This is a genomic window from Candidatus Nanogingivalaceae bacterium (assembly GCA_015257795.3).
Lineage (GTDB): Bacteria > Patescibacteriota > Saccharimonadia > Saccharimonadales > Saccharimonadaceae > Nanogingivalis.
The window spans coordinates 192,345-206,395 of the sequence record CP072208.2; the positions used below are offsets into that span (position 1 = coordinate 192,345).

Annotated in this window: 15 protein-coding genes; 13 read left to right on the forward strand and 2 right to left on the reverse strand. The window is 36.6% G+C overall.

Annotated features, from left to right (window positions below; translation table 11 throughout):
• The first annotated feature begins 15 nt into the window (after positions 1-15).
• The 6 genes from HXK94_001045 to HXK94_001070 all read left to right on the forward strand — a co-directional run bounded on the left by HXK94_001045 (position 16) and on the right by HXK94_001070 (position 5,373).
• The gene (locus tag HXK94_001045; protein QTI96473.1) at positions 16-576 is read left to right on the forward strand and encodes a CYTH domain-containing protein; all 561 of its coding nucleotides are present in this window, start codon (positions 16-18) and stop codon (positions 574-576) included.
• Positions 577-679: 103 nt separating this feature from the next.
• Positions 680-1,363 carry a cell division ATP-binding protein FtsE gene (ftsE, locus tag HXK94_001050; GenBank protein QTI96474.1) on the forward strand — a complete coding sequence of 228 codons (684 nt, stop codon included), beginning with the start codon at positions 680-682 and terminating at the stop codon, positions 1,361-1,363.
• Positions 1,363-2,460: a permease-like cell division protein FtsX gene (locus HXK94_001055; protein ID QTI96475.1), complete on the forward strand. Its 1,098-nt coding sequence runs from the start codon at positions 1,363-1,365 to the stop codon at positions 2,458-2,460. The genes ftsE and HXK94_001055 overlap by 1 nt, the downstream gene beginning before the upstream one ends.
• Before the next feature lie 80 nt (positions 2,461-2,540).
• Positions 2,541-3,731, forward strand: a complete 1,191-nt coding sequence (locus HXK94_001060) for a CHAP domain-containing protein (GenBank protein QTI96476.1) — start codon at positions 2,541-2,543, stop codon at positions 3,729-3,731.
• A 61-nt stretch (positions 3,732-3,792) separates the two neighbouring features.
• The gene (locus HXK94_001065; protein ID QTI96477.1) at positions 3,793-4,974 is read left to right on the forward strand and encodes a S41 family peptidase; all 1,182 of its coding nucleotides are present in this window, start codon (positions 3,793-3,795) and stop codon (positions 4,972-4,974) included.
• Positions 4,975-4,983: 9 nt separating this feature from the next.
• Positions 4,984-5,373 carry a response regulator gene (locus HXK94_001070; protein ID QTI96478.1) on the forward strand — a complete coding sequence of 130 codons (390 nt, stop codon included), beginning with the start codon at positions 4,984-4,986 and terminating at the stop codon, positions 5,371-5,373.
• A gap of 53 nt (positions 5,374-5,426) precedes the next feature.
• Here HXK94_001070 and HXK94_001075 read toward each other — a convergent pair whose 3' ends face one another.
• Positions 5,427-5,705 carry a bL27 family ribosomal protein gene (locus HXK94_001075; protein QTI96479.1) on the reverse strand — a complete coding sequence of 93 codons (279 nt, stop codon included), beginning with the start codon at positions 5,703-5,705 and terminating at the stop codon, positions 5,427-5,429.
• On the reverse strand, positions 5,692-6,918 hold the full coding sequence (locus HXK94_001080; protein ID QTI96480.1) for a hypothetical protein: 1,227 nt from the start codon (positions 6,916-6,918) through the stop codon (positions 5,692-5,694). The genes HXK94_001075 and HXK94_001080 overlap by 14 nt, the downstream gene beginning before the upstream one ends.
• Before the next feature lie 122 nt (positions 6,919-7,040).
• Here HXK94_001080 and HXK94_001085 point away from each other — a divergent pair, with 122 nt between their 5' ends.
• The 7 genes from HXK94_001085 to HXK94_001115 all read left to right on the forward strand — a co-directional run bounded on the left by HXK94_001085 (position 7,041) and on the right by HXK94_001115 (position 14,016).
• Complete coding sequence (locus HXK94_001085; GenBank protein QTI96481.1) at positions 7,041-7,790, forward strand: hypothetical protein; 750 nt, start codon at positions 7,041-7,043, stop codon at positions 7,788-7,790.
• Positions 7,791-7,857: 67 nt separating this feature from the next.
• Positions 7,858-8,934, forward strand: a complete 1,077-nt coding sequence (locus tag HXK94_001090) for a DUF4868 domain-containing protein (protein QTI96482.1) — start codon at positions 7,858-7,860, stop codon at positions 8,932-8,934.
• A 9-nt stretch (positions 8,935-8,943) separates the two neighbouring features.
• Positions 8,944-10,494 (forward strand): AAA family ATPase, encoded by a 1,551-nt coding sequence (locus HXK94_001095; GenBank protein QTI96483.1) that lies wholly within the window; start codon positions 8,944-8,946, stop codon positions 10,492-10,494.
• Between the two features lie 77 nt (positions 10,495-10,571).
• On the forward strand, positions 10,572-11,351 hold the full coding sequence (locus HXK94_001100; protein QTI96484.1) for a hypothetical protein: 780 nt from the start codon (positions 10,572-10,574) through the stop codon (positions 11,349-11,351).
• Between the two features lie 411 nt (positions 11,352-11,762).
• Positions 11,763-12,047 (forward strand): hypothetical protein, encoded by a 285-nt coding sequence (locus HXK94_001105; GenBank protein QTI96485.1) that lies wholly within the window; start codon positions 11,763-11,765, stop codon positions 12,045-12,047.
• A gap of 484 nt (positions 12,048-12,531) precedes the next feature.
• On the forward strand, positions 12,532-13,428 hold the full coding sequence (rsmH, locus tag HXK94_001110) for a 16S rRNA (cytosine(1402)-N(4))-methyltransferase RsmH (protein ID QTI96486.1): 897 nt from the start codon (positions 12,532-12,534) through the stop codon (positions 13,426-13,428).
• Between the two features lie 225 nt (positions 13,429-13,653).
• Positions 13,654-14,016 carry a hypothetical protein gene (locus HXK94_001115; protein QTI96487.1) on the forward strand — a complete coding sequence of 121 codons (363 nt, stop codon included), beginning with the start codon at positions 13,654-13,656 and terminating at the stop codon, positions 14,014-14,016.
• Positions 14,017-14,051: the final 35 nt, after the last annotated feature.

Consider the following 14,051-nt stretch of genomic DNA (forward strand, 5'->3'; position numbering starts at 1 on the left):
TGATATAATCAAGCTATGAAAAAAGTTATTGTAAAAGCAAAAATTAAAAATAAGGTTGATTTTATCAAGCGCTTAACAGATACGGGGCATGATTTTGGTCGTGTTATTTTTCAGAATGACCGCGTTTTTTTGCCGCGTGGTTACCAACCAAGTCGAAACTTGCCAAAATTGATGATTCGAACAGAGATTATTGATCCAAAGCGTAAGCCGTGGTATCAGCTAATCCAAAAACGACACATTCAAAGTGAAAATGTCGACTTAATTCATGAAACACCTGTTTTGAACTATTCTGAAACTGCACACATTGTTCAACAACTAGGCTTTGAAATGAAAGTTGAAGTTCTCCGAAATCGTCAAAAGCTTCAAGTAGAAGATACAACTTTTTACTTAGATGATGTTGAAAAACTTGGAACATTCATTAAACTTGAAAGAGAAGTTAAAAAAGGTGATAATCCAGATGCGATTCGTCAAGAGTTGTGGGATGTTTTGGAAGTTCTCGGAATTGATAAAACCGCAAACTCTCCAGAAAACTATACTGCACAACTTCTTCGAAAGAAAGAAAAGTCTAAAAAATAAAATAAAATAATGCGGTTAACTTTGACCGCTTATTTTTACATGTAAAAATAAAATATATAAATAAGCTTGAACGCTTTACGAAAAGCTGTTATAATAGAAAGTGATGATATTATTAGATCGTGTAACTAAAGTTTATGGGAATTCAAACACTCCTGCAATCAACAGGATCAGTCTTCATATTAAACCAAAAGAGTTTGTGATTTTGGTAGGAACTAGTGGTGCTGGAAAATCATCACTGTTAAAGATGCTAACTCGCGAAGAGAAGCAAACTAGCGGTAAAATTGTAGTTGGCGGAATTGACTACGATAAACTTCGAGATAAAGATATTCCACTTTTGCGTCGTCGAATTGGTGTGATTTTTCAGGATTTTAAACTTTTACCAAATCGAACTGTTTTCGAAAATGTTGCTTTTGCGCTTGAAATTGCTGGAATGACAAATCATGAAATCAAAGCAACGGTTCCAAAAGTTATTAAGCTTGTTGGGCTTCAAGGTAAAGAGAATAATTTCCCGCATCAGTTAAGTGGTGGTGAACGTCAGCGTGTTGCGATTGCACGTGCACTCGCTCGTCAGCCGAAAATTCTAATCGCCGATGAGCCAACAGGAAATCTCGACCCAAAACACAGTTGGGATATTATTCGCTTGCTTGAAAAAATTAACGATTACGGAACAACAGTGGTGCTAACTACGCACAATGTTGAAATTGTTAACAGATTAAAGCGCCGTGTTATTACATTGAGTCACGGAAAAATTACTCACGATCAGTCACAGGGGGAATATAGACAGTAATGAAAGAAGATTTTTCAAACTCTCCAGCAGCAAAAGCACAAAATGACGATGAAAAACGTTTGCATGCTTCTTCAAAAGTTCAAAGCTTGAGACATCATCGAAAACCACAAACATCTCAAGGACGAAAGAAGCAAAATTCGAAAGTTATAATGCAACAAAAACAGCGTCGCCGCAAGGCTCTAACTTTTTGGAGAATTACAAAATATGGTGCAAATAGTTTTGTGCGAAACGCTTGGCTTTCGGTTGCCGCAACAGCAGTGATGACAGTTACTTTGGTTATTATCTTTGGTTCATTATTAGCTCGCTCAATCTTGATGGATACAGTTGAAGATATCAAGAATAAGGTTGACATGTCGATTTACCTTAAAAAAGGTGTGTCCGATAAGGATATCGCCAAGATGAAAAAATCAATTCAAAATTTGAAATCAGTAACAAGCATTACATACACGTCACCGCAACAAGCACGTGAAAAATTCGCAAGCAAGAATTCTTCCGATGCAGATATTCGAAAAGCCTTGCTTGAGTCAAATAATGAATTTTTTGGAATTTTCAATATTAAACTGGTTAATATTTCGGATACAACAGAACTTAAGAGTCTCGTTGACAGTGATAAACTAATTAAATCGAGTCTTGACCCTGACCACCCACCAACATATGCGAGCGATCGCAACGAGATAATCAAGAATATTTCTAATACGATTAATTTTGCCGAAAAAGTTGGACTTTTGGCTGGTTCGATCTTTGTTGTTATTGCAAGTTTGATTATCTTTAATACAATTCGAATGGCAATTTTTAACCGTCGAGAAGAGATTTATATGATGAAACTAATTGGTGCGAATAAGAGCTTTATTGCAGGACCTTTTCTGGTCGAAGCAATAATTTGTGGAACGATTGCAGCAGTTTTGGCGACAATCATTGGTTACACAATAGTTTTCTTGTCAAAATCAAAGCTTGAAGCATATGGAATTATCGTTTCTCCGATTATTTCATTCTTGCAAGTATACGGGGTTGTGGTTGTTCTTGGGCTAATTCTAATAGGTTCAACAATTGGTGTAATCTCTGCATTTACTGCAACAAGGAAATATTTAAAAATATAATAGGAAAGGGGCTTGTCTTCACAAATAAAGTGTGGTATACTGTAAACAGTAATAAAATAAAAGCAAAAAGAAAAACAACTATGAAGAAAATCAATAAGAAGAATTTACTTATCAATGGTGCGATATCTGTGGGTGTCGCGGCTGCTGGTGTTGTTGCAGTTTTGCCTAAAAACAACGCTCAAGCTGAAAAGAGTATTGATCAGCTTGATAAAGAAATCAAAGCAATTCAGTCACAAATTAGTGATGCGGAATCTCAAGCGAGCCAATTACGAAACAAGGCTCAGACTCTTCAAAACGAGTTGAATGGAATTGAAAACGAAAAGACTATGATTCAGTCTCAAATTTCAATCTATCAAAAGCAATTCGAAAAGCTTCAGATTGAGATTAAGAATAATGAAGATAGTATTCAGAGAAACCGGAATGCGCTTGGTTCTATTTTGGCAACAATGTCTCTTGATGACGATATAACACCTATTGAACGAATTGCCGGAAGTAGCAATCTTTCGAAAGCACTTGATAACTTCGAGTACCAGAGTGCGGTTAAGAATCAATTGGTTGAAAAAGTTGACAGCATTAAGCGGGCTAAAGCAGAACTTGAAAAACAACGCGATGAAACTAAGGTTGCGTTAACTAATCAAAAACAAGCGGAGTCTGCATTGCAAGAAAAGATTCGTCAGCAGAATGATTTGATTGCTAAAACTAAGAACGATGAAGCTGAATACACTAAATATGCTAGTGAACGTTCTTCACAAAAAGCAGAACTTCAAAAGCAGCAACAAGATATGATTCAGGCGCAAATTTTACGCGCTGCTCGTGCTGCCGGCGGTGGTACTATCCCACAAGCTATTGCTGGAACAAGTAGTTATCCTTGGAACGACGCAAACTGTTATGTTGACGGTAACGCCGTAAGTCATGGTGGCGCAGATGGAAATGGCGGTGATGGTTATGGTTATGGTTGTCGTCAATGTGTGAGCTATGTCGCTTGGAAGTTGCGCGCAACAAAAGGTATTAACGCTGCGTATTGGGGGAATGCTAAGAATGTCCCAGCTAGTGCGCGTAATGCCGGATTCCGAACCGGAAGCACACCAAAAGCAGGATCGTTCGGTGTTATGACCGGTGGTCAATACGGTCACATCGTTTGGGTTGAATCTGTTAACGGTAATATGGTTACAATTTCTCAATACAATTACCTCGTTAACGGACGCTGGGGGCAATTCTCTACAATGACTGTTCCTGCAAGCACTTACGATACTTACGTGTATTTTGATTAAAAAATAAGCTCCTAGGAGCTTATTTTTGTTGCGCTTATGTTTTTTGTGGTATAATAGTTTTATGGATAGAGGTAAAAAAGTTGAACGCTCAACGCTTATCATTGTTTCGACGTTTATGTTGGTTTTGGGATTTGCTGGTGGTTCACGAATAGATGACATTAAAAATTTAATTGCACCGGTTTTCGGAATGAAGAGAGTTGAGAAACTTGATCTTTCGGCGGTTGAAAAAACATATAATCAATTAGCTTCAAACTTTGATGGTAAATTAGATCAACAAAAGTTGACAGAGGGTGCTTCAAAAGGTTTAGTTGAAGCCGCTGGAGATAAATATACAGAATATATGACCGCAAAAGAAGCTGAAGAATTTAATAAAAGCTTAAGTGGTGATGTTGGCGCTGGGATTGGAGTTGAGCTCGCAAAGGATGGTCAGTCTGTTAAGGTAGTACGCGTTTTAGCAAAAAACTCCGCTCAAAGTGCTGGGATTTTACCAGGAGATATAATTTTAAAAGTTAATGATGAGGATGTGTCCAAAAAGAGTACGGCAGAAGTTAGCTCAAAAATTCGAGGCGATGCTGGTACCACTGTTAAAATTAGCTTACTAAGAGGTCAGGATATAAAAGAATTCTCGGTAACTCGAGCAAAAATCGAAAATCCAAGTGTAGAGCTTTCGAAAAATGGGGACGTTGCAATTCTTTCAATCTATCGCTTCGATAGTGAGACAGGTGCCTTAGCTAAAAAATACGCCGAAGAAATTAAGAATGAAGGATTTTCGAAGGTTATTCTAGACTTGCGTGGAAATGGTGGTGGCTACGTTCAAGCTGCAAAAACTGTTGCAAGTTTATGGCTTGAAAAAAATGCGTTAATTGTTAGCGAAAAAACAGGTTCAAAAACTATCGAAGAAATTCGAGCAACAGGCAATAATCCGTTAAAGGGTATGAAAACCGTTATTCTTCTTGATGGAACATCTGCAAGTGCTAGCGAAATTGTGGCAGGAGCGCTAAAAGAGAATAAAGCAGCAACGATTGTTGGCGAAAAATCTTACGGAAAGGGAAGCGTTCAGACTACGGTTGATATGCCCGGAGGAGCTTTACTGAAGGTTACTATTGCAAAATGGTACACACCAAATGGAGAAAATATTTCAAATAATGGAATTTCACCAGATGTTGAGGTTAAGGCTCCAGAAAATCAAAGTTATTTGTTAAATGATATCCAGAAAAATAAAGCACTAGATTTGTTAAAATAAGGAGTTAGTATGCAAATTAAGAAGAAAATTTTACTAGTTGAAGATGATGAAGTGTTGGCAAGTATTTATCGTGCTCGACTTGAGATGGAAGATTTTGAAGTCATTGAGGTTCATGATGGCGAGCAGGCTCTAACGGCTGCCCTTAAATATCGTCCAGATTTAATTTTGCTCGATGCGATGATGCCAAAAATATCTGGTTTTGATGTTTTGGATATTTTACGAAATACGCCAGAAACAATGAATCTTCAAATTATTATGCTTACAGCCCTAAGTCAAGAGAGTGACAGAAAACGTGCTGAAGAGCTGGGTGTTGATGATTATCTTGTGAAATCTCAAGTTGTTATTTCTGATGTAATCGAAAAAATTCGTGAGCATCTAGGTCTTGATGAAAGCTATTAGAGAATAAATAAAAATGAGTCGATCGATACGAAAGACTCATTTTTTATTGCAAATTACGCAGCTACAACTTCTACAACTGTACGTCGTTCAGTCTTGCCAGTAAATTTGCGTTTTTGGATTTGTTTAAATTTCACAACACCGTCTTGTTTGGCATGAATCGTGAAATTTCGGCTCATGTAAGTTCCTTCACCAGCCAATTTAGTTGCACCAGTTTGTCGAACGAGAACTTCACCCTCGTTAACTTTTTGGCCACCAAATCGTTTAACACCAAGGCGTTGACCGGCGTTATTGTGGATGTTCTTACTTGAACCACCCGATTTAACGTGTGACATTTTTACTCCTTATTAGTACTAATAATTCACGCGCCACAACTTGATTTTCGCGATAATATATTAAATCTTGTGGTTTAACGCGCATAAATTCTTTTCTATTATACCCCAGCTCATTTAAAAAGTCAACAAGTGGAAGGTGTGAAAAATGGCCATTTTGTGTTCTCCAAGCGGGGACGGCAATGCAAATCTGGGTTCCGGCTGGAATTTGTGAGGCAAGGTTTTTCAAAAAATTTGAAATTATACGATTACAATTTTCACGAACTTCTGTTAATTTTTTTGGTGAAGGCGGAGCGGAGAACGGTTGTCCTAGATAAGTTTCGCAAACAACAGTTGAAAGTGTATCAGCAAAAGTCCATTTTTCATCTGTTGCGTCAGCTTGATAAATTTCGCCAAGTTTGCCGTGCGGTTTAAATTCTTGCAAAAACCACTCGCTGTTTTCTTTCGAAAATTCTATCATTTTTTCACTTAAATCTGTTCCGTTAACTTCAAAACCTTTTAAGAGTGCTTCTTGAAGAACTGTGCCTGTTCCACAAAACGGATCAAGGATTTTAGGGTCTTCGAAAGTTTTTTCACCCAAAAAAGCTTTAATTTGTGGCTGATTTTTACCAGCGCCAAAATTAATCATTGTTTGTGCAAGTTTTGGTGGTAGCATTCCTACAAAAGCATCGCGCTTTGGTCTATTTTGGTCACGTCTAGCGTAGCTTGTGATATTTTGCGCACCTTCGCTTAAGGCAATAATTGTTTTTTTGCCGCCACGAACTGCTAAAATTTCAATCTTTTTTTCACTTAAGCCAAGTTTGTTGTTGTGTGAAATTGCGGTTGAAAGCGCTAGTTGCTTTGAAGGAATAATCCGCACAGAAACATCACGATTTTTAAGTTTTTGTTTAATAACCGAGCTTGTTTTTGAAAGTTCATTTGGTCGAAGTTTTAGTCCGTAAGTGGAGATTCCCAAGGTGATTTTTCCTTTAAAGTTTGAAAAATCTTGTTCAAAAATTTTAGTCATCTTTTTTGAAACTTCTCGCCAATCTGTTGAGTTAATTTCGAAAGCTACTTGACCAGTTTTTAGGATTGAACCAAAATGTGAAACATTAAGTTTTTCAGTTTCGATAAGACAGGCATAATCACCAAGCACGCGAATTTTTTCTCCGCCAAAAACACTTTCGAGTTCGGCAATTCCTATGCTCGGCTGTCGCCCTAAAATTGCAATTTTCATTTTAAAATTATAACATAAAATAAGCTTAATATCAAAGCAAAAACATGTTGATATTTTTTTCGATTAATGATAAAATCAAATAGACATAAGAGTAATGGAAAAAAGTAAGGTGGAATAAACAAATGCAAGATTTAAAACTCAAAAAGCTTATCTGTCTAGATAAGCCTGCAGAAAACAATTTGGTTTCTGCAGCTCCATCCCCAACAACAGATGGAAAAACAGAAACTGTAGCTGTTCAACCAGCTCCAAAAAACATCCAAGCTCCAAACACTGGAGTGCAAAACACAACGGGAATTATTACAACAATCCTTGTTCTAGCTCTAATCCTTGGACTAACAACTCTCATTGTTTCAAAGCTAAGCAAGAAATCTAAAAAGATTGTTCTTTCAATCTTCATGCTAGCTACAGCTACATTCGGTGGAATTAACGCTTTCTCAAAACTATCTTACGCCGAAACCCTAGTTGACGGCAAACCCTGCCAAACTACTGGCTACACTGACTATGAGGTTGGGGCGGATGTTTCAGTAGGAATTGATGTTACAGGCGCATCTTACAATAAATCGCAAATCTTCATCAAAGTCAAAGGTACTGGTGATCCAGAAAAAGACAAAGCAGCCCTAGCTGCAGAAATCGACAAGCTAAAGGATGACAAAGATTTGTTGAAGAGTGCTGTAAGAAATTTTAATGACAGCAATCCTACGCTTAAACACCCTAATGGTACGGATATTGTTGCTGAAGACTTTAACAACGGAGGAATCAAACAAAATATCTCTAAATCTCCAAAACAAGATGATGAAAAGCAGGTATATCAGGTTTATGCTGATTTTACAACTTCGACCGGTATTCCAGTTTCGCCGGTAGATTATCTATAGTATCAACTACTAAAAATAGCACCAAAAGGTGTTATTTTTATTTTGCGTTTATGCTATAATATAATACATGGAAGATGAAATTAGAACTGAATATTCAGAAAATACCGAAAACAAACAATACGAAACAGAAGAAAAAAACCACAAGGTTGAATCTTCTTCAGAAAAAGATGAATCAACTGATATTTTTCAATGGGCGAATTTAACAGATGGTATTAAAGGCGAGCTTGATGTCGAGTTTTTCCTTTTCAATAAAAATTTCGCTCCTTTCACTACAAGCTTTGCGGGTGAATTAAACTCACAAATTAAGCCACTATTTTTGTATGACATGATTAATTTCGTAAATATGGGGGCGGGCACTGGCTTGAGTGTGCGTAATTACGAAACTGATGGTGGTGCAAGTAAAGATGTGCTTTTAAAAACTGAGTTGAAAAAAGTTCAACATGCGGATGCGCTTTTGAATGTGATTGAAACGCAATATTCTGACATTCCTGAATTTAATGAAAACGAGCACGACTTTAAACGGATTAAAGGAATTTTGGCGCGCTTCACAAATTCAAAAGGTGAAAAGTTCTATGTTGCCAAACAAATTATGCAAGGGCAAGTTTTGCGCGGTGCAACAGCTTGGGAATTTCGAAACGGTAAATTTGGCGCTTTCGAACCTGAATTTGGTTTAAAAATCCAGCCAGATAACCAAGTTTTAATTGTGAATAACGACATCTTTATTTTTAACCAAAGTAAATTCGAAAAACTCTTCAATTATGATTATAAGAAACAAGTTTTGGCTGATCAAAAAGTGCTTGAAATCGAACGAAAATATAAACTGAGTTTTCCAGACGGTTTAGATTTGCAAACCTTAGTTCGTGATCATAAAAAAGCCGCAACAAAACTACAAAAAATGGATGAAATTGGTGAAATTTCACAAGAAAAAGTGGTTGAATATGCTGATGAAATGCAGCTTGAACTTATGACAGATGACAATGGCGCGATTATTATTATGGACGGCAATGATTTGGATATGTTCGTAAATCTGATTAACGAAGATTATATCATGAGTGAAATTACTGGTCGTCGATACGAAATTAAAAGCAAAAAATTACTTGATGAACCAGAGGGTGAACCACCACGAATGATTGGGAGCGAATAGTCTTCGAAAATGAAACAAGCGCTAGCTTTAGAAATTATGCTTTCGGGCGAGAACGTCTTTTTAACTGGGGCGGCGGGAAGTGGAAAAACCTTCACGCTTAACCAGTTTATTAAGCTTGCAAAAAATTCTGGAAAAAAAGTTAGTGTCACAGCCACCACTGGTTTGGCGGCAAGTCATCTTGGTGGAAACACAATTCACGCTTGGAGCGGAATTGGAATTTATGATTATCTTTCTAAGAAGTTTTTCGAAAAAATTCCTAAAAATCGTGCGGAAATTATTAAAAATACTGATATTCTAGTGATTGATGAAATTTCAATGTTGCATGATTTTCGGCTTGATATGGTTGAAGAAATTTGTCGCACAATTCGCCAAAATGACAAACCTTTTGGTGGAATTCAAGTAATTTTGTGTGGCGATTTTTTTCAGCTACCGCCAATTAATCGAAGTGGTAGCCGAACTGGTGGTTTTGCGATTCATTCTGAAGCTTGGCGTCTAGCGGATTTTACGGTTTGTTATCTTGAGGAGAATTATCGCCAGAAAGATAGCGAGTTGACTGAAATTTTAAACGCACTTCGGGCGGATGATTTGCGCCGAAAGCACGCTGAAAGCTTGCTTAATCGTGTTGATGCTGAGCCAGAATTCGAAAATGAAGATTTTTCGAAAAACCTAACCGAACTTCACACTACGAATATTGATGTCGATAAAATCAACGAGCAAAAACTTGCCGAACTTGAGGGCAAAGAGTTTCATTTTGCTCAAACCACAACGGGCGCAAAAAATTATGTTGAAACTTTGCAAAAATCAGTTCTTGCGCCAGAGCTTTTGCGGCTTAAAAAGGGTGCTTTAGTTATGGCCGTAAAAAATGCACAAAATCGTCAATATGTAAATGGCTCAATTGGCGAGGTGATTGATTTCGAAACTTTAACAGATTATCCGATTGTGCAATTTCAAAATGGAAAAGTCGTTACAATGGTTCCAGATACCTGGGAGATGCGCGATGGTGAAAGAAAACGAGCAAGTATTATGCAAATTCCACTACGGCTGGCATATGCAATTACCGTTCATAAAAGTCAAGGAATGACCCTTGATGCTGCACGAATTGATCTTCGAAAAGCTTTTGCTGAAGGAATGGGCTATGTGGCTCTTTCACGAGTTCGATCGTTAGATAGGTTGTATTTAATTGGGATAAATCGAATGGCATTAGTTGTTAGTGAAGAAGCGCAAAGAATTGATACGCGACTAAAAAATGAAAGTCAAAGGGCGGAGAAACGTTTTGCCCATCTGTTAGAAACTGCCAAAAAGCGCGAGGCGGGTGAGATTATTGAAAAGGCTCCAGCAAAAACAACCTGGGCGCAAAAACTAGAAAAAATGCGAGAAGAATTTCCAAATGCGTATCGACCATGGAAGCTTTCCGATGATGCACGTCTTCAAGAAGCGATTTTCAAAAACGGCAAAATAGATGAAGCGTTAATATTAAAATTAAGCAAAGAACTTGGCCGACATAAAGGCTCGATTGAGGCGCGTATTAAAAAGCTTTTTGGCGAAGATTCTTTGCAGTAATTATTGACCTTTCCTCCAAACAATGATAAAATCAAATAGACATAAGAGTAATGGAAAAAGTAAGGTGGAATAAATAAATGCAAGATTTAAAACTCAAAAAGCTTATCTGTCTAGATAAGCCTGCAGAAAACAATTTGGTTTCTGCAGCTCCATCCCCAACAACAGATGGAAAAACAGAAACTGTAGCTGTTCAACCAGCTCCAAAAAACATCCAAGCTCCAAACACTGGAGTGCAAAACACAACGGGAATTATTACAACAATCCTTGTTCTAGCTCTAATCCTTGGACTAACAACTCTCATTGTTTCAAAGCTAAGCAAGAAATCTAAAAAGATTGTTCTTTCAATCTTCATGCTAGCTACAGCTACATTCGGTGGAATTAACGCTTTCTCGAAACTATCTTATGCCGAAACCCTAGTTGATGGCAAACCTTGCCAAACTACTGGCTACACTGATTATGAGGTTGGGGCAAACATTTCGCTAGGTCTTAAGGTTAATGAAGATAGAGAGATACAAGGTGCTAGCGTAGCTGCTGGTGTAGAAAAGTTTTTCATCAAAGTCAAAGGCGCTGGTGATCCAGAAAAAGACAAAGCAGCTCTAGCCGCAGAAATCGACAAGCTAAAGGATGACAAAGATTTGCTTAAAAAATTCAAAGATAACTATAATGCGGTAAAATGTACTGGACATGCTGGAAATGATGAATATTGTATAGAAACTGATATAGATATTTTTCCTCTAGAGGTAGGTAAAAATATTACTACAGAGCCTAAAGTGAGTGACGAAAAACAACTTTATGAAATTAGTGCATTAATCCAGCAAGAAGGTGGTTTTGGGATTATTGCAACTCCACACATCTAGAAATAAATTAAAAGACGACCAAGTGAGGTTGTCTTTTTTTATTTTGCTTGTAAGAAATAAAGGAGAAAGGTCTGATTGAAGGGGCGGATTTCAAACAGGGATTATTTAATATTGTGCCCAAGTTTATTTTAGTTTTATCTTTTTACGCAAGGCGGTTAATTCTATGGCATTAGCTACTACAAAAGAGGCGTAAAGCAGGTTTATTATAAACACAATAAAAACAGATAATGTCAAAAAAATAAATAAAATAAAACAATAGAAAGTCAAGCGAACAAAGTTTTGGCAAGGAAAAACGAAATGTTTTAGAATATTGTAAAACAAAACTATTGACTTTTTAAAAAACTTATGCTATTATATAAACATACAAAACAATTAAGATTAAATAAGTCAAATAAAATAAAAAGGAATAAAATGACAAAAAAACAAACAGAAACTAAAATTATTAAAGAGACTTCAACTAAAAAAGTTTCAAAAAAAGATAATGAAATTAAAAAAGCTAAAACTTTATTAACAAATAATGGAATTATGATTGCTGAAGATGGAACAGTAGTTGTAGATCAGGTCACTCAAGACTTTCGAAGTGCCGTTTTGGTTCTTTCACTCGCAATTAATCTCGTTATTTTTGTAACTTACTTGATTCTTATGTCTACAAGTAAGTATGACGCAGCATTAATTAGCGCTTTGTTGCCACGATAGTCTGGTTTTCAACAACTAAACGTAAGCTTTGTGGAAAAACAGGGAATATCTGTTATTAGCCTTGCTTTTCCACAAAGTTGTGGAAAAATATATAAAAAATTATTTCTATATTTGCGTGTTTGTCAAAAATAGGTCTTGCGAAAAAAATAAATTCGCGGTAAACTTGAATCAGTGGAAACGACAGAAACCAACAGAAAAACCCACTAAACAAAAACAAAAGCACGTTAAAAATAGATGTAATTTTTTAGTTTAAGGTCAACTACCTGGTGATTAAACAACTGGACAAATACCAGTAACCAGGTTAAAATAATAGCTGGAGCACATTCTAAAACCTCCCAAAATAAAACTCCACCTCATATATAAGTCTCTCAAACAGCAATATGGTTGGCTATACGCCAAGCAAAAGGCTAAACTTATAATGAATCTTAAAACAAAAAATAAACAAAAACAAAAAGTTTAATCATCAGATAGGTGGCTTTAAATTATGAATTACACAGAAAAATCAGTTCACATACCAGTTCTATTGCAGGCTAGCTTAGCACAAATCCAGCCAAAAAAAGGGGAAAGTTATCTCGATTTTACGGCAGGATATGGCGGACACGCTGGCGAGTTTTTAAATATTACTAAAAATTTTGAAGACTCAGTTTTGGTAGATAGGGATGAAAATGCAATTCGCACGCTTCAACGGTTTAAAAATGAAGGCGTAGAGCTTTTGCATATGGATTTTCTTTCTGCGGCAAGGGAATTAGTGAAAGAAGGTCGAAAATTCGATATAATTTTGGCGGATTTGGGTGTTTCTTCACCTCAGTTAGATATTGCCGAAAGGGGATTTTCTTTTCGAAAAGATGGACCACTTGACATGCGAATGAATCCTGCCCAAGAAAAAACGGCAGCGGATATTGTTAATTTCGCAAATAAGAGTGAGTTAATGCAAATTTTAATTGAATTTGGCGAAGAGAAACGCGGGTTTGCTGAAAGAATTGTTTCGAAAATAATAGAAGTTCGAAAAAGGCAGAGAATTGAGACCACAACACAATTAGCTGATTTAATTTTAAGCGTGCATAAAGGCGGATGGCAAAAAACACATCCCGCAACGCGCACTTTTCAGGCGATTCGAATCGCAGTAAATAACGAACTTCAACAGGTTGAAGAAGTTTTAGGATTGCTTCCAAAACTTTTAAATCATGGCGGAAGAGTTGGAATTATTACTTTTCATAGCCTCGAGGATAAGCTCGTGAAGAATTATTTTAAAGAAGATTCGAAAAAAGGTTTGGAATCGAAATTTCAAATTATTACTAAAAAACCGCTTGATGGCGCGAAAGAAGACGCTAACAATCCGCGAGCTCGTAGTGCAAAATTGCGAGTAAGCATTAGAAAATAAAAAAACAAAAGGAGGCGAGATGCCAAAAACAATCAAAGTAAGCTACGCTAACGAACAAGCTCGCGTAAAAGTTAATTTTCGATAGTATTTAAAGCTTTCGAAAAACAAAAACAAAAATTTGAAACAAAAAATTAAACTTTAAAGCACCAGCCAATGACTGGTTTGGTGCTTTATTTTATTGAACAAAATTAAAATAATATTAAATTTAAACGCAACAAAAAATCAATGTATAAGACAAACACAAATTATGTTAGTCGCCGTCGTCAAACACAGGCTTCGTCGCGATCATATGGAAGAAATAACAATATCGCTATTTTTCAACCTACAGCAAAACTTGGTGCGGTAACGCAATTTTTGATGCTTGGTATTTTGATTGCGGTACTTGGAATTATCTTCCTAATGAATTCTTCAAAACCAGCGCTTTATGGAAATGAAATTCAACAAATTGATTCAAAGATTTCAGATTTAGAGACAAAAAAGGCTGATTTAGAAGTTGAGAACGCGCGACTTACGGCGCTTTCGAATATTGAAAATAGCGAAGTTGCAAAGAAAATGACAACTCCGGCGTCAGTTTCTTACGCAAAATAAGAATAAGTTTAAGCTTTTTCGAAAAAAATCACAAA